Annotated in this window: 11 protein-coding genes and 1 riboswitch; of the genes, 5 read left to right on the forward strand and 6 right to left on the reverse strand. The window is 61.4% G+C overall.

The genetic code is table 11. The features are described from left to right. The first annotated feature begins 220 nt into the window (after positions 1-220). The 3 genes from recA to LDL37_RS15560 all read left to right on the forward strand — a co-directional run bounded on the left by recA (position 221) and on the right by LDL37_RS15560 (position 5,032). Entirely contained in the window at positions 221-1,294 is a 1,074-nt protein-coding gene (recA, locus tag LDL37_RS15550; protein WP_126423517.1) for a recombinase RecA, read from the forward strand. Between the two features lie 206 nt (positions 1,295-1,500). Continuing rightward, positions 1,501-4,143 (forward strand): alanine--tRNA ligase, encoded by a 2,643-nt coding sequence (gene alaS, locus LDL37_RS15555; protein WP_290799725.1) that lies wholly within the window; start codon positions 1,501-1,503, stop codon positions 4,141-4,143. 112 nt (positions 4,144-4,255) lie between these two features. Continuing rightward, positions 4,256-5,032 carry a glucose 1-dehydrogenase gene (locus tag LDL37_RS15560; RefSeq protein ID WP_290799726.1) on the forward strand — a complete coding sequence of 259 codons (777 nt, stop codon included), beginning with the start codon at positions 4,256-4,258 and terminating at the stop codon, positions 5,030-5,032. A 136-nt stretch (positions 5,033-5,168) separates the two neighbouring features. Here the strand turns inward: LDL37_RS15560 and LDL37_RS15565 are convergent, their stop codons facing one another. From LDL37_RS15565 to LDL37_RS15590, 6 genes are all read right to left on the reverse strand, one after another. After that, positions 5,169-5,741, reverse strand: a complete 573-nt coding sequence (locus LDL37_RS15565; RefSeq protein ID WP_290799727.1) for a TMEM165/GDT1 family protein — start codon at positions 5,739-5,741, stop codon at positions 5,169-5,171. 18 nt (positions 5,742-5,759) lie between these two features. Next, positions 5,760-5,927: riboswitch (yybP-ykoY riboswitch) on the reverse strand. Between the two features lie 23 nt (positions 5,928-5,950). Continuing rightward, on the reverse strand, positions 5,951-6,874 hold the full coding sequence (locus tag LDL37_RS15570; protein WP_290799728.1) for an AEC family transporter: 924 nt from the start codon (positions 6,872-6,874) through the stop codon (positions 5,951-5,953). Between the two features lie 38 nt (positions 6,875-6,912). Then, the gene (locus LDL37_RS15575) at positions 6,913-7,518 is read right to left on the reverse strand and encodes a DUF2939 domain-containing protein (protein ID WP_290799729.1); all 606 of its coding nucleotides are present in this window, start codon (positions 7,516-7,518) and stop codon (positions 6,913-6,915) included. 93 nt (positions 7,519-7,611) lie between these two features. Continuing rightward, positions 7,612-8,658, reverse strand: a complete 1,047-nt coding sequence (locus tag LDL37_RS15580) for a putative zinc-binding peptidase (RefSeq protein ID WP_290799730.1) — start codon at positions 8,656-8,658, stop codon at positions 7,612-7,614. A 103-nt stretch (positions 8,659-8,761) separates the two neighbouring features. Beyond that, the gene (locus LDL37_RS15585) at positions 8,762-9,817 is read right to left on the reverse strand and encodes an SGNH/GDSL hydrolase family protein (RefSeq protein WP_290799731.1); all 1,056 of its coding nucleotides are present in this window, start codon (positions 9,815-9,817) and stop codon (positions 8,762-8,764) included. A 125-nt stretch (positions 9,818-9,942) separates the two neighbouring features. Further along, positions 9,943-11,157, reverse strand: a complete 1,215-nt coding sequence (locus LDL37_RS15590; RefSeq protein ID WP_290799732.1) for an NADP-dependent isocitrate dehydrogenase — start codon at positions 11,155-11,157, stop codon at positions 9,943-9,945. Between the two features lie 372 nt (positions 11,158-11,529). On the opposite strand from LDL37_RS15590, the gene LDL37_RS15595 reads away from it, so the two are divergent. Together LDL37_RS15595 and LDL37_RS15600 are read left to right on the forward strand one after the other, a co-directional pair. After that, entirely contained in the window at positions 11,530-15,000 is a 3,471-nt protein-coding gene (locus tag LDL37_RS15595; RefSeq protein ID WP_290799733.1) for an autotransporter domain-containing protein, read from the forward strand. 102 nt (positions 15,001-15,102) lie between these two features. Then, positions 15,103-15,897: an RNA methyltransferase gene (locus LDL37_RS15600; protein ID WP_290799734.1), complete on the forward strand. Its 795-nt coding sequence runs from the start codon at positions 15,103-15,105 to the stop codon at positions 15,895-15,897. Positions 15,898-16,521 lie beyond the last annotated feature (624 nt).

A 16,521-nucleotide genomic window follows, 5' to 3' on the forward strand; every position in this document is an offset into this window, starting at 1 on the left:
CGGCATCGCCATATAGAGGCATATGCCGCAGACGGGGCAAAAAGAGTCGTACGCCTCGGTGCCCAAAACGTGGTTCATCCGGCCTGTAGCCTCATTTCTCTATTTTTTATTGAGAACATATTGCGAACTTGGAACAAATGGGGTACGGTCTTCTCAACACATTTTCGCGGACGGGGGATGGACCTTCGCCTTGGGAATCGTGGCATAGGGAAGGTCTGGAATCATGTCGCAAGCGGTATTGAAACTCGTGGGAAAAGACGAAGCTGAAAAACAACGCGCCCTGGAATCGGCGCTGGCTCAGATCGACCGTGCCTTCGGTAAGGGCTCGGTGATGAAACTGGGCAATGCCGGCAAGGTGGTGGAGGTGGAATCTATTTCCACCGGCTCGCTGGGTCTCGACATGGCGCTCGGTATCGGCGGCTTGCCCAAGGGGCGGGTCATCGAAATCTACGGCCCGGAATCGTCGGGTAAGACGACGCTGGCCCTGCACACGGTGGCCGAGATTCAAAAGGCGGGTGGCACGGCGGCCTTTGTCGATGCCGAACACGCGCTCGATCCCGTCTATGCCCACAAGCTGGGCGTCAATCTGGACGATCTTCTGGTGTCGCAGCCCGATAACGGCGAACAGGCGCTGGAAATCACCGATACGCTGGTGCGGTCGGGTGCCGTCGATATCGTCGTGGTCGATTCGGTCGCGGCCCTGACGCCCAAGGCCGAAATCGAAGGCGATATGGGCGACAGCCTGCCCGGTCTTCAGGCTCGCCTGATGTCGCAGGCCCTGCGCAAGCTGACGGCCTCGATCTCCAAATCGAAGTGCATCGTCATCTTCATCAACCAGATTCGCATGAAGATTGGCGTCATGTACGGCTCGCCGGAAACGACGACCGGCGGCAATGCGCTGAAATTCTATGCCTCGGTGCGCCTCGACATCCGCAGCATCGGAAAGATCAAGGTGCGCGACGAAATCGTCGGCAACAATGTCCGCGTCAAGGTGGTGAAGAACAAGGTCGCGCCGCCGTTCCGCGAGGTCGAATTCGACATCCTCTACGGCGAAGGTATCTCCAAGCTGGGTGAAATCCTTGATCTGGGCGTCAAGGGCGGCGTGGTCGAAAAGTCCGGCTCGTGGTTCTCGTTCAACTCGATCCGCATCGGCCAGGGCCGCGAAAATGCCCGCGACTTCCTGAAATCCAATCCGGAAATCGCGGCGGAAATCGAAGCGCTGGTGCGCAAGAAGTCAGACGCCATTTCCGAAGAACTTCTGGGTACGCCGGAACCGGACGAAGACGGCGAATAAAACCTGAAACCCGCGTGGGGTGCGGGTTTTCAGACCGCCTGCCTTCCACGCGTAAACGCCCCGGTTTCGTGACCGGGGCGTTTCTTTTTGTCCTGACACGTCAGAAAAATACCTGCGTTGGCGCAAAGGTCTTTGCGCAAATACCCAAGCCCTCTATATACGGCTGAAAATCGTCCTGTGGTGCGGTGTTTAACCGTCGGAGTCCCATGCCTTCCTTAAATCAGATCCGTCAGACCTTCCTGGATTACTTCGCCAAGAACGACCATGAGATCGTGTCGTCCTCGTCGCTGGTGCCGCATAACGACCCGACGCTGATGTTCACCAATGCGGGCATGGTGCAGTTCAAGAACGTCTTTACGGGGGCCGAAACCCGTCCGTACAAGCGCGCTACCACCTCACAAAAGGTTGTGCGCGCCGGCGGCAAGCACAATGATCTGGACAATGTCGGCTATACGGCGCGTCACCACACCTTCTTTGAAATGCTGGGGAACTTCTCCTTCGGCGACTATTTCAAGGAACAGGCGATCAGCCACGCATGGAACCTGATCACCAAGGAATACGGCCTGCCCAAGGAGCGCCTGCTGGCCACCGTCTATATCGACGACGATGAGGCCTTCAATCTGTGGAAGAAGATCGCGGGCTTCTCCGACGACCGCATCATCCGTATCGCCGGGTCTGATAATTTCTGGTCGATGGGCGATACGGGCCCCTGCGGTCCGTGCACGGAAATCTTCTACGATCACGGCGAGCACATCTGGGGCGGCCCTCCGGGCTCTCCGGAAGAGGACGGCGACCGCTTCGTCGAAATCTGGAACCTCGTCTTCATGCAGTTCGACCAGCAGCCGGACGGCACGCGGCTCAACCTGCCCAAGCCCTCGATCGACACCGGCATGGGGCTTGAGCGCGTCGCGGCGGTGCTGCAAGGCGTGCACAACAACTACGATGTGGACCTGTTCAAGGCCCTGATCAGCGCCAGCGTCGAGGCAACCGGCGTCAAGGCGGAGGGTGAGGCCCTGCCGTCGCACCGCGTTATCGCCGATCACCTGCGTTCGACCTCGTTCCTGATCGCCGATGGTGTCACGCCATCGAACGAAGGCCGGGGCTATGTCCTGCGCCGCATCATGCGCCGCGCCATGCGCCACGCCTATCTGCTGGGGGCCAATGAGCCGCTTATGCCGCGTCTGGCGCCGGTTCTGGTGCGCGAAATGGGCGATCACTACGGTGAACTGAAGCGCGCCGAGGCGACCATCGTCGAAACCCTGCGTCAGGAAGAAGAACGTTTCCGCCGCACGCTGGGCCGCGGCATGACCCTGCTGGACGAAGCGACCGCCAATCTGAAAGACGGCGACATGCTGGAAGGCGAAGTGGCCTTCAAGCTCTACGACACCTACGGCTTCCCGCTCGATCTGACGCAGGACGCCATCCGCGCCAAGGGCTTAAGCGTCAATGTCGCCGGTTTCGAAGCGGCGATGGAAGAACAGAAGCAGCGCGGTCGCGCCAACTGGAAGGGTTCCGGCGAAACCTCCGTTCAGGCCGAATGGTTCTCGATCCGCGATCAGGCCGGGGCGTCGGAATTTGTCGGCTATGAGCACCTTTCGACCCAGTCGCACGCCCGCGTCATCGTCCGCGACGGCGAGTCGGTCAGCGAAGGTCTGGTCGGTGAGCGCTTGCAGGTCGTCTTCGACCGCACGGCCTTCTATCCGGAAGGCGGCGGGCAGGCGGGCGATACCGGCACGCTGCATTGGGCCGGGGGCGAAGGCCGCGTGTTCGATACACAAAAGCAGGCCGGCGACCTGATCGTACATGATGTCGAAATCACCGAAGGCGTTCTGGCGGTCGGCGACATGGTGCATCTGCACGTCGATGGGGCCAAGCGTCAGACGACGAGGTCCAACCACTCGGCCGCCCACCTGCTGCACGCGGCTCTGAAAAATGTGCTTGGGCCGCACGTTGCGCAAAAGGGGCAACTGGTCGATGCCGAGCGGATGCGCTTCGACTTCAGCCACGGCGCGCCCGTCTCGCCCGAAGAGATCGAGCGCATCGAAGCCGAGGTCAATGCCGTGATCCTGCAAAACGAGGCGGCGACAACGAAAATGATGGCCCCCGCCGAAGCGATCGAAGCCGGTGCGGTGGCGCTGTTCGGTGAAAAATACGGCGATGAGGTCCGCGTCCTCAGCCTCGGTCACGCGCTTGATGGCGCGGACAAGGGCTATTCGGTCGAACTGTGTGGCGGCACCCACGTGTCGCGCACGGGCGATATCGCCCTGTTCAAGATCATTTCGGAAAGCGGCATCGCCGCCGGGGTGCGCCGTATCGAAGCCTTTACCGGCGAAGCGGCGCGTCAGTATCTGCTGGAGCAGGCGGGCGTGGCGCGTTCGCTGGCCGATCAGTTCAAGGTGCCGGTGGCGCAGGTGTCGGCTCGCGTCGAAGCGCTGGTCAACGACCGCAAGCGCCTCGAAAAAGAGCTGGCCGAAGCCAAGCGCGCCCTGGCCGTTGGGGGCGGCGGGGCGGCGTCTGGTCCGGAAGAGATCAATGGCGTCAAGGTGATCGCCCGCGTTCTCGATGGCGTGGGTGGCAAGGACCTGCGTCCGCTGGCCGAAGACTTCAAAAAGCAGGTCGGCTCCGGCGTCGTGGCGCTGGTCGGCGTGCTGGACGGTAAGGCGGCCGTGACCGTGGCGGTGACGCCCGACCTGACCGGCCGTTTCAACGCCGCTGAACTGGCCAAGGCCGCCGTGATCGCCATGGGCGGGCAAGGCGCGGGTGGCAAGCCTGACTTTGCGCAGGGTGGTGCGCCGGACGCGACCAAGGCCGAGGCCGGACTGGACGCCATCAAGGCCGCCATCGTCTGATCGCGTCGCCATCGAAAACGAAAAGGCCGTCCGTTCGCGGGCGGCCTTTTTCACATTTGCCGATTGCTTTGCGGGCCTCCCCTATGCTGCAATCCTTGCAAAGGAGAGCCGCATGGACCGCTTGAAGGATAAGGTGGCGCTGGTGACCGGAGGCGCGCAGGGCATCGGCAAGGCCATTGTGCACAGCTTTGCCGCCGAAGGCGCACGGGTCATCATCGCCGACATCGACCCCCGCGAAGGCGAGGCGCTGGCGGCGGAGCTGCCCGGTGCGGCGTTCCGCCGACTCGATGTCGCTGATGAAACGCAATGGATCGCCGTCCTCGATTCGGTGGTGGCCGATTTCGGCCGGCTGGACGTGCTGGTCAATAATGCGGGTATTACCGGGCGCGCCGACGCCAAAAATGATCCCGAACACACCACGCTCGAAGACTGGCGGCGGGTGATGACGGTCAATACGGACGGCGTATTTCTGGGCTGCAAGCACGCGATTCGCGTGATGCGCCCGAATCGCACCGGTTCGATCATCAATATGTCGTCGCGGTCCGGGCTGGTCGGCATTCCGCATCAGGCGGCCTATGCGGCGTCGAAGGCGGCGGTGCGTAATCACACCAAGACGGTGGCGCTTTATTGTGCGGAGGAGGGGCTGAATATCCGCTGCAATTCGGTGCATCCAGCGGCGATTCTGACGCCGATGTGGGAGGCCATGCTGAAGGACGAAGCCGACAAGGAAAAGGTCGCCGCCGGGACGCCGCTGCACCGATTCGGGCGACCGGATGAGGTGGCCGCCGTCGTGCTGCTTCTGGCCTCGGATGAAGCGACCTTCATCACCGGTTCGGAATTCAACATCGACGGCGGCGTTCTGGCGGGCACGGCGGCTTCGCCTAAGTAGTTTTAACTATTAGAGCGGAATGATTTCTTTCAAATCATTCCGCTCAAGCCGCCATTGAGGCGGCGGCCAAGGTGGCGGAGCCACCGCCCGGCGAGGGGCTAAACAAAAATCTAGATCATTATGTTTCTACCAGAAATCATAATGATCTAAAGATTTGCCAGAACGAATAGAGGCCGATGGCGATAAACAGGCCCGACGCCACGTAGCGGACGATCTTCATCGGCACGACCTTCAGCACCTTGTCGCCGAACAGCACCGCCGGGACATTGGCCAGCATCATACCGAAGGTGGTCCCGAGCACGACCCAGGCAAAGGCGTTTTCGTACTTGGCCCCCAGAAACACCGTGGCTACCTGCGTCTTGTCGCCCATTTCGGCCAAGAAGAAGGCAATCAGGGTGGTGAGGAAGGGGCCGTAATCCTTTTTGGGGGCCTCATCGTCGTCCATCTTGTCCGGAATCAGGATCCACAGGCCGAGCGCTATAAAGGCGATGGCGACGATCCACGGCATGTAGGAGGTCAGGGCCAGTCCGGAGACAAAATGCCCGACCCCGGCGGCCAGCGCGTGATTCGCCACCGTGGCGATGAAGATGCCCCAGATAATCGGAATGGATTTGTGATAACGCGCGGCCAGAATCAGGGCCAGCAACTGCGTCTTGTCGCCGATTTCGGAAAAGGCGACGAGGGCGGTCGAATTGAGGAAGGCGTCCACGGTAAAATCTTGTCTGTGACCGGCCAGGTTCTGACACACAACGACGTGCTTCGCCGCGGCCAGTCACTTATGGCGGCAAGGCAGGTCGTCGGTCTCACCTGTTTCGATTACGCCATGTCCGTGCCGGACAAGTGTGTTGACGTAATCCGCCTGAAACAACGCTCAGGCGCGGTTACTCCCCGAAGGAACGCGGGCTTGATAGACGCGGCTCACAGATGAGTCAAGAGGAGCGCCAGACCCGATAGGGTGAACAGCGAAAGGACGGTCGATTGGGCAATGGACACCGCCGCGCCTTGGTACCACAGGCCGTACATGCGCGCCTGAATGAAGACGCTGACCGCTGTGGGGCAGGCCGACAGGAAGACGGCGATCTTCCACATCAATGGCGGTGCGCCGAACAGGTGCATGGCGACGGCCATCAGGGCGGGGGCCAAGAGCAGCTTGCCCACCACGGCAACGGCGGTAACGGGCGTAACAGAGCGTAACGTTTTCAGGGGCATAAGCCCCAGCATCCCGCCCAATGCCACCAGAGCCACCGGCACGGACGAGCGGCCCAGTATGTCGAGCATCTGATCGAACATCGGCGGAATCTTCAGGTCCGCCAGCATCAGCCCGACCCCTAGCAGCGAGCCCAGCACGGTGGGGTTCTGCATCGTGCGTTTGAGCGCCAGCCCCACCCCATGACCCGACGCGACCGACAGGCCGGCGCAGCCGATAAAAAACAGAATCAAAAAATCGGCGACAAACAGCAGCGGGGCCACCTGCATGACCTGCGGGCCCAGAAGCCCGGTCAGTATGGGCAGGCCGAGAAAGGCGCTGTTGGAAATGAAGGCGGCCATGCCGGCGCCGGTCGCTTCGCCGCGTGTGGCGCCGAATCGCCTCGCAACCAACAAACAAAGCCCCGACGATACGGCGAAAGCCAGCGCATAGACGCCCAGCCAGCCCACATGCAGCGCATCGGGGCGCGGCAGATTGGCAAAGGCGTGGATCAGATAGGCGGGAAAGCCCAGCCAGTAGAAATAGGCGCTTAGGCCATCCAGCCCTTCGGATTTCAGCCGCCCGGTACGCGCCAGAAGCGCTCCCAGTCCGACAAAGGCAAAAAACAGCAGAACGCGGCTCAGGGTTTCCAACATGGCAGGGCTTTACGCCCTGTGAGGGGGCAAGAAAAGCCCTATTTATCAGGGCCGAAATCGCTGCTCGCTGAGGCTGAGGCGGCCGCTTCGGCTTCCGGATCGGGCAGGCCGATATGCGTCACCTGCCAGGTGAACAGGCCCTTGCGTTTCAGCGTGAACACCGTCTTGCCGATGTCGGGCTGCTTTACCCCCAGACGCGCGCGGTCAATGCTCCAGTAAAGGATGGTGGGCAGGGGCGGCTTGGGCGCAAATTCGCGCGGTTCGACCACATTGGCGTCTTTGCCTGCCCCATAGGAGAGGGCCAGCAGGGCCTTGGCCGTGAGATAGGTATTGACGTCGATCACCGGTTGCTTGGGGGCGGGCGCGGTCAGGTCGGTGATGGCGCGGCCGATGGCCCCCAGCGGGTCCTTAATGACATTGGGCGCGGGAGCGTCGGCCGTCGTTGTGCCCTTGGCATCGGCCCATAACTGCGCCTTGAGGCTGGCGCGCACGTCGTCAAAGGCCACCAGTTCCGACAGGCTCTGGATGTCCTCGGACTCCGCCGCTGAACGCAGGTCGTAAAAGGCCCAGACTGGGCCGATGGCAAAACCGAACAGGGCGGCCAGAGCGGCGACGATGATGGCGATGGATAAGGTCTTGAACACGCGGACAGTTCCCCCTGAAGGCGCTGAAAAACAGGGTTAACACGAAAATAACGCCCTGTCGCGCCTCGTCCGACGATTCGCGTCAGACTGTGGCTAAACCGCTTGTCCGGTGATCAGCCGGTGCACAAAGGTAAGTTTGTTACGCACGGTGGGGGTCAGGATAAACGGATAGAGCGGCCGCTCGCCCATGGCGTTATGGATCGAGTTGATCGCCAGACTGAGCGGCACCCAGGCCTCGGCCAGCCGTTCAAAATCCGTGACGCGATAGGGCTTGAAATCGACCTCGGCCGCGACCCCTTCGTCGGCCTTGGTCTTGATGGTCATGCCATAATAGTGAGCGGTTTCAAGGGCATCGGTAATGTGCAGGACGTGGGCGAAGGTTTCGGCGAAGTCCTCCCACGGGTGCATCGAGGCATAGGCGCTGATATAGCTGTCGGCCCAGAAGGGGGGCGGCCCTTCGGCATAGTGGCGCTCGATCGAGGCCTGATAATCGGCTTCGTCGTCACCAAAAACCGCGCGGCAGGCTTCCAGCTTGCCGGCGTCGCGCACCAGCCGGTTCCAGATGAAATGCCCGCATTCGTGGCGAAAATGGCCGAGCAGGGTGCGATAGGGCTCACCCATCTGGCTGCGCACGCTTTCGCGCACGGCGTCGTCGGCTTCGGCGGCGCGGATGGAGATGACGCCCTCGTCGTGGCCGGTCATGGCGCTGTGGAAACTGCCGTCCGGGGCCTGTTCATCCTCCAGATAGTCGAAGACAAGCCCGCCGTCCGGGTCTTCGCTGCGGTCAGGGGCGGGCAGGTCCCATTTGAGGAAGGCGTAAAACAGGCGGTGCTGGGCGTCGATAATGCGCCGGAACTGATCGAGATCGTTGGGGATCAGGCGGTTGTGGCGGCAGGCGCGGCAATAGGCCGAGCCATCGTCTTCGGGCACCAGCCAGTTACACACATCGGTCGCGGCATTGGCGCAGAAGCGATAGCGGTCCCTGCCATTGACCGGTTGCCAGCGGTCGTCGCCGGCTGGCATCAGGGCGTGCAGATCACGGCTGTTCGGCGAAAAACCCAACCGCGCGCCGCAACTGACGCAGGCGCGGTTATGGAAAAACAAGGTGTTGCCGCATTGGGCGCAGGTAAACAGCTTCATTAAGGCGCGGTCTCTATGGTCGGGTTCCTGTGCCGCGACCCTAGACCGCTATCCATAAGTCTGAAAGGGTGCGCCGCCGGCCCCGTGCAAAGGGCCGGTAAGGCTATTTCCCTTGCCACACCCCCGGATGGGCGTCGATCCAGCCCTTGATCAGGCCTGATATCTTGAGGTCATCGGCCACAGACGGGTGCGCGTGGCAGCCGCCAAAGTCCAGTCCGTCGAAAAACAGCGTGTCGAGGCGCGTTTCACCGCCGTCTTTCAGCGTTTTGGCCACCTGAGAAACCTGCGCGCGAATCTCGCCATTGGCGCCGTCGGAGGCCATCAGGATGAACTGCGCCTGCGGGTTTTTAGCGCGCAGAGACTTGACGAAGGCGACATAGGTGTCGCGGTAATCGGCTTGTAAGGCCTCGCGCGTCGTCCATTTTTCCCCCGGATTGAGCGCGGTGGAAAAATCATTGGTCCCCAGCCCGATGACGATGATCTGCGGCTGCCAGCCCGTGGCGTCATAGGCCGTCTTGCCGTCGAACAAGGTATAGGGATAAACTTTTGGCAGAGGATCGGCGATGAAGCCATTGTAATTGCGCACGATTCCGCGACCGGAAAAGGCGTTGACTTGATAGTCGGCCTCATAGTGTTTGGCCGTCAGCGGCCCGAAGGCCTGAGACGTGTCGGTCGTCGCCCACACCTCGTCCTGGGTACACTCGCGCTTTGGCGAGGTATTGCCGTAACCGACCGTGTAGGAATCGCCGATGAATTCGATCTGACGCGCGCGGGCGGTCAGCGCCGCGGGCTTATCGGCGCTGAAACCGAGGAAACGCCCGATCTGCCCTTGCGATTCGGTGATCTTTTCGAGGCGATAGACGTCCACGGCCTTTGGGCTTTTGCTGTCGAAGCGCAGCGTCGTCTGACCGGGTTTTTCGATGAGCTTCACCACCTCACCGTTGAGGTACAGCTTGTAGATATTGATGTTGTCATCGAAGCTCAGGGTGATCGACTTTGAGGCCGTCGCGGTCTCAAAATAGACGCCCGGCCATTGATGCGTATAGGCCGGGGCCGCCGTGCGCCCGCCGCTGTGCAGGGGCAGGGTGTCCGCAGCGGCGATGGCCGCAAAGCTCGTCCCCGCGAGAAGCCATCCGGCCAGCCAAAGCGCCTTTGTCATCATGTATCTCCCTGATTTTTGCGGCATGAAGGATGATAGCGCTGTCACTGTCAAGACGCGCGCATAAAGAAAGGCCGCCCGCGAACGGACGGCCTTTCATATCATACCTCAGGAGAGACTTTAGCTTAAGCCGCCAAAGCCTTCGACAGGTTCTCGGAGATCTTGTCGAGGAAGCCTTCGGTGGTCAGCCAGCCTTGCGTATCGCCGACCAGCAGCGCCAGATCCTTGGTCATGAAGCCCGCTTCGACGGTGTCGATGCAGACCTTTTCCAGCGTCTCGGCAAAGTGCTTCAGCTCGGCATTGTCGTCCAGCTTGGCGCGGTGCTTGAGGCCCTGCGTCCACGCAAAGATCGACGCCATCGAGTTGGTCGAGGTGGCCTCGCCCTTCTGATGCTGACGATAGTGACGGGTGACGGTGCCGTGCGCCGCTTCCGCCTCCATGATCTTGCCGTCTGGGGTGACCAGAGCCGAGGTCATCAGGCCCAGCGAACCGTAGCCTTGGGCCACCGTATCCGACTGCACATCGCCGTCATAGTTCTTACAGGCCCAGACGAAACCGCCCGACCACTTCAGCGCCGAAGCGACCATGTCGTCGATCAGACGGTGCTCATAGGTCAGGCCCAGTTCTTTGAACTTCGCCGCGTATTCGGCGTCGAAGATTTCCTGGAAGATGTCCTTGAAGCGGCCGTCATAGGCCTTGAGGATGGTGTTCTTGGTCGAAAGATAGACCGGATAGTTGCGCGCAATGCCGTATTCGAACGAGGCGCGGGCAAAATCGCGGATCGAGTCGTCGAGATTATACATGCCCATGGCCACGCCCGAAGACGGGAACTGGAACACTTCGTGCTCGATGACCTGACCGTCGTCGCCCTGGAACTTGATGGTCAGCTTGCCGGGGCCGGGCACCTTGAAATCGGTGGCCTTGTACTGGTCACCGAAGGCGTGACGGCCGACGACGATCGGCTGGGTCCAGCCGGGGACGAGGCGCGGCACATTGCGGCAGATGATCGGCTCACGGAACACGACGCCGCCCAGAATGTTGCGGATGGTGCCGTTGGGCGACTTCCACATCTTCTTGAGGCCGAATTCCTTCACGCGGGCTTCGTCCGGAGTGATGGTGGCGCACTTGACGCCCACGCCGCAGGCCTTGATGGCGTTGGCGGCGTCGATGGTCACCTGATCGTCGGTGGCATCGCGGTGTTCCATCCCCAGATCGAAATAGTGCAGATCGATATCGAGATAGGGGTGGATCAGCTTGTCCTTGATAAGCTGCCAGATGATGCGGGTCATTTCATCGCCGTCGATATCGACGACGGGGTTCGCCACCTTGATTTTGGCCATTGCGAATGTCCTCTCTGAACGAAGCGCACATGAGGCGACGCACAGGGTCGCACTCGGCGCTGACAGCGCCTCCTATAGACGAAAAGGTGAGCGGCGCAAATGGGCTTTAGCTGATCTGGAAGCGCCGGCGCACACAGAGGTTTGTCAGGCGGGGTTTGCATGTCCTGCGTCTATCTGAGGCGGTGCCGTCAGGGGAACTGTGTCAGAATTGTAACAACTGAAATCAGGCGCGCATTCCCGTATATTGGTGATTGAAAAACACCGAAATGCAGATAGGGTTTTTGTCTCAAAAGTGGCCGCCCTGTGTCGATTTCGACGCATTGTCCGCTCAGTTTGTTATCTCAAATCCATATTCAGCTCCGGGGAAGTTTTATGAAGTCTCTGAAATCGTTGCGTTCTACCTGCCTTGCCTCTACGGCGCTGCTGTCGGTGGCGGCCCTGGCCCTGCCGCAGCAGGCCGCGGCGGTGGTTACGCCTGAGACGGTGCCGCCGGGTGCGGCGGTGGATACGACGAACACGCGCCCCTATATGGTGGGGCTGATGATCCGTAATGAGGCGGGCAATTCCGGCGGCACCTGTACGGGCCTGCTGATCAATCCGCGCACGGTCCTGTTTGCCGCCCACTGCGTCGATGGTCTGGCCCCCGGTGCCTATGACGGCAACAGCCCCGGTAACCGCGCACAGGTGGGCTACACCACCGATCCGACCTTCGGCCTGACCAATATGCGCGAATTCCTGTTTGGTCAGGACTTTAACGTGTCGAAGGGCGATGCCCGCGTCGTGAACGGCAGCTCGGTCATGGTGTGGTACGATCCGCGTTCGCGCAATGGGTCGGCACGGTCGGCTTCGGACAATTCCTTCCTGTCGGCTGACGTGGCCATTGCCGGTTTCGATACGGCGACCGAGTTGCTGGGTCGGGATGGGGCCAATGGCATCGGCCTGCTGTTTTCCCCGGTCAATGGTCAGGTGCCTGTGACCATCGGCGGCTATGGTCAGGCGGGTAACGCCCTGACCGGCTCACGCCTGTCGGGCACCGAAGACACATTCTTCCGCCGTCTGGGCAAGAACATGCTGGGCTTCCTCGGTGATGAGCGCTCCATCTCGCTGGGCGTCTATGGCACGGCGGGCGGCAACTTCTTCGATCCGCCGGGCTTCACCTATCAGGACCTGTACTGGGTCGATTTTGACGATCCTCAGCGCGCCACCCGTGCCTTCTCGGCTTCGGCGACGCGCTCCTCGACCCTCAACACCTTCGATTTCGACATTTTCCCCGGTGCGGCTGTGGCCGGTGAAGCCCTGACGGCTTCGGGGGATTCCGGTTCACCGCTGATCACCAGCGCCTATGGCCGCGAAGTCTCGCTGGGCGTGCTCAGCCAGGGGACGTCCTTCTTCTTTGACGTCGCGGGCAATACCAACGACAACTTTGTGTTCCAGAGCACCTTCTCCAACTATGGCGGTATTGCCGGCTATAACCCGCTGTTCCTCTTCTGGGATCAGATTGTCGTCAACAACCCCTATAAGTACGTGACCACCAAGGCGGGCGACGGTGAATGGACCGATGCGACCCGCTGGACGCAGGAAATCGACCCGCTCTATTACGTCCTGTCGGGTTCGACCCTGGTCAATGGCCTGCCGACCACGCCGGCGCTGGGCGTTTCCGGCGCCACCCCCAATATCGGCACCATCACCCCCAACCCGTCACCTGTGGCGACCTGCGCCTTTACGGGCACCTGCGTGCCGGGCGCGGGCAAGAGTGAACCGGTGGATCTCGGTCTGGGCGACAGCGCGGATCGCGCCATGCCGGATACGCAGACCCTGATTTCGACGGTCTCGGTCAACAATCTGGCTCAGCCGGGCACGGTTGAGCTGGGGGCCGGGCAGGTGACCACCCTGAGCATGGAAAGCGCCTCCAAGACGGCGGTCTCTGCGGTCACCCTGTCGCCGGACGCCAATAATCAGGCGCAAAGCACGGCCCTGTGGTCGTCGGGCACCCTGATCGGTGTCAACACGGGCACCCTGACCGGGCCGGGTACGACTAACTTTGTGCCGAACAATACGGCGGGTACGGCGGGCCTGCAAAACTCGACCCGCTGGTTCGAAGTCAATCTGCGCAGCGCCGGCACGACCTTCCTGACCGGCACGACGGTGACCATCGACCGCCTCAATGTGCGCGGCGCGGCGTCGGGCCTGACCATCCGCAGCGGGGCGCGCCTGAACACCGTCATCTCGTCCTTCGGCGACGACGGCGTGCTGACCGTCGATGGTGTCTTCAATCCGCGCGCCTATACGCTTTCCGGCGGGGCCATCTACGGGTCGGGTCAGATCATCGCCCCCGGCGGCGTGGCGATCCAGAACGGCATCGTTTCGGCAGGGGCCGCCAATGGCGGCGTGGGTACGCTCAGCGTCACGGGCAATGTGGTGCTTGGCGGCTCCAGCCTGATGGGCGTGGACGTCAGCAGCGCCACGTCGGCTGACCTTCTGGCAGTGACCGGCACCCTGACCCTCGGCGGCAGCCTGTCGGTCGCGGCCCGCAACGGCTATGTGCCGACCTATGGTACGCGCTGGACCGTGGCCACGGCGACGGCTCCCCTGACCGGCAGCTTCGCAACCGTCTCCTCCAACTTCCCCGGCGTTCTGCGCCCCTCGGCGCTGGTTTCCGGCAGCAATCTGGTGGTCGAGGTGACGGCCCTGCCGTATGCCACCCTGCTGAGCAAGACCAACCCTCTGTCGCGCCTGCTGGACGCCAACCGCGCCAGCTATAGCACGCTGAAGCCGGTCTATGATGCGCTCGATCCGCTCGGGGCCGGGGCGCTGGACGCGGCTTTCAGCGCGTCGCAGCCGACGGCGGGCTTTGATGCTCTGGCGCTGGGTCGCTTACAGGCCGGTGCCATTCAGGGAACCGATTTCGGTCTCGGCGGGGCGTCGGGCAACAGCCTGACCCTGGCGGGTTTCCGCGATCATAATCAGGCTCTGGGTCTGAATGCACAGGCAGACGAGCCGGTGCGCAATGAGATCGGGGGCGGGCTTTCGACCTTTGCCGCCTACCGCAACCTGAACGGTGACATGGCCTCGCTGAACGCCACCGGGCGGTCCGAAGCCGAGTCGCGCATCCTGTCGGTCGGGGCTGACTATGCCGTGACGTCGGGTCTGCGTCTGGGGGCTGCGGCGCACTTTGCTGATGGCGAGGCGACCGGGCTCGGCACCAAGGCCAATAGCGATATGCAACAGTTCACCCTGTTTGCGCGCTATCAGAACCAGGGCTTCTTCGCCAGCGCCTATGGCGGTCCGGGGCGTCAGAAGCTGAAAACCCAGCGCAATCTGGCCCTCAACGGTCAGGTGCTGACGGCGGGCTATGATGCGGATGTCACCACGGCCGGTGCGGTTCTTGGCTACGACATCGCCTTTGATCGTCAGGGCGTGGTGCTGTTCGGCTCTACCGATGCCCTCAAGCTCGAAACCGATGGCTACAGCGAAACCGGCGGCGGCTTCGCGCTGAAAGTAGGCGAGCAGTCGTTTGAAAGCGTCAAGACGCGTCTGGGCCTCAGCTACTATGCGCGCTTTAACGCCTTTGGCGGTACGCTGAAACCGGGTCTGACGCTGGCGGCGGTACAGGACAGCGAGGCGAAATCAACCAACAGCGCCAAGGTCGCCTTCGCCATTGCGCCGACCCTGCTGACCGATGTGACCACACCGGGCATGGACAAGGAATGGGGTGAAATCGACCTGCACGTCGATTACGACTCCGGCAAGGCCTGGGGCGTCTCCGTGGGCTATCGCGGTGATGTCCACCGTGAGGACATCTCGGCCAATACCGCCTATGTCGTCCTGAAAAAGACGTTCTGATCCGGTATACAATGCTGATGGAAGCCCCCGCCTCAACCGCGGGGGCTTTTCATTATGCGCCATGCCTTTGCACAGGGCTGTGTGTCCTCTATAAGCCCGCCCATGAAAGAAAACCGTACTGCCCCGCCGCTGGAGCGGCCCGACCTGACCCTGCCCTGCGTCATCCTCGACCGGCCGCAGATGGCTGAAAACATCGGCTCGGTCGCCCGCGTTATGGCCAATTTCGGCCTGCGCGACCTGCGGATCGTCAATCCGCGCGATGGCTGGCCGCAGGAGCGTGCCTGGGCGATGTCTTCGGGGGCTCACTGGCCGCTCGACAATGCCACCATCTATGAGACGGTGGCCGAAGCCATTGCCGACCTCAACGCCGTCTATGCCACCACGGCCCGCCCGCGCGAGACGCAGTTGCCCATCCGCACGCCGCGTCAATGCGCCGACGATTCTTATGCCAACGCACAGCAGGGCCTCAAAACCGGTCTTCTGTTCGGGGCTGAGCGCGCCGGGCTGGAAACCAGCGACATTGCCCTGTGCCATTCGATCGTCACCATCCCCGTCGATCCGGCCTTCCATTCGCTCAACCTGTCGCAGGCCGTGAATATCGTCCTTTATGAGTGGCGCCTGAAGGTGATGGATACGCCGAAAGCCGCCTTCACCAAAAACATGGATCAGCCGGCGGCGCTGGAGAAGCTGCACGGCCTTTACGGGCATCTGGAGGATGAACTGGAAAAGGCCGGCTTCTTCTTCCCGCCGCAAAAGAAGGAATCGATGCAACGCAATTTGCGCGTGGCGCTCAATCGGGCTCAGCTCACCGAGCAGGAAGTGCGTACCTGGCGTGGTGTGGTGACCGCGCTGGTGAAGGGCAGGGGGCGTTCTCTGCTTAACAAGACCGGGGAATAAGCCCGTACACGGCGTATTTTCAGCCAAAAAGCCGGGAAGCTGTGGATAGGAGCGAAAGGCGCGTTGACTCTCACCGCCACGGCCTTTAGACACCGCCCTCCCGACGGACAACGACGGCGCGGACGAAAACAGAAAGAGCTTTTGTTCTTTTTATTCAGTCTGTTAATTCGATGTCTTGAGAGCGGCTCGCTGATTTAACTTTTTAAAAAGGCGGGTTGACAGGCGGAAGGGAAGTCACTATCTCAGCCGCTTCCTTGCAGATGAAACTTATCTGAAAGTGACATTCGCAAGGCGTTAAGCTTAAGTTTTAAATGAGTTGAAAAACTTTTTAAAATAAAGACTTGACGGTAAAAATTGAGCGGTTATAAGCGCCGCTCTCCTGCTTCTGAGGGCTTCGGCCTGAGGCGGCGGACCGGTTGAGAAAGTTGAAAAACGGCCTTGACTTGAAAAATTAAAGCGGTATAAGCGCCGCTCTCTCAAACAACTGAGATTGAGTTGTTCCCCGCGCCGGTGAGGCTGGCACGTGTGGTGATCTTTGACATTGTGGAATGGGGAAGGGAAACGCAGGCGGCGGTGGTCTATGACGACTACTGTTGCAAGCGGTCTCTTTTAATAGACAACCAT

The organism is Asticcacaulis sp. (assembly GCF_020217185.1).
Taxonomy (GTDB): domain Bacteria; phylum Pseudomonadota; class Alphaproteobacteria; order Caulobacterales; family Caulobacteraceae; genus Asticcacaulis.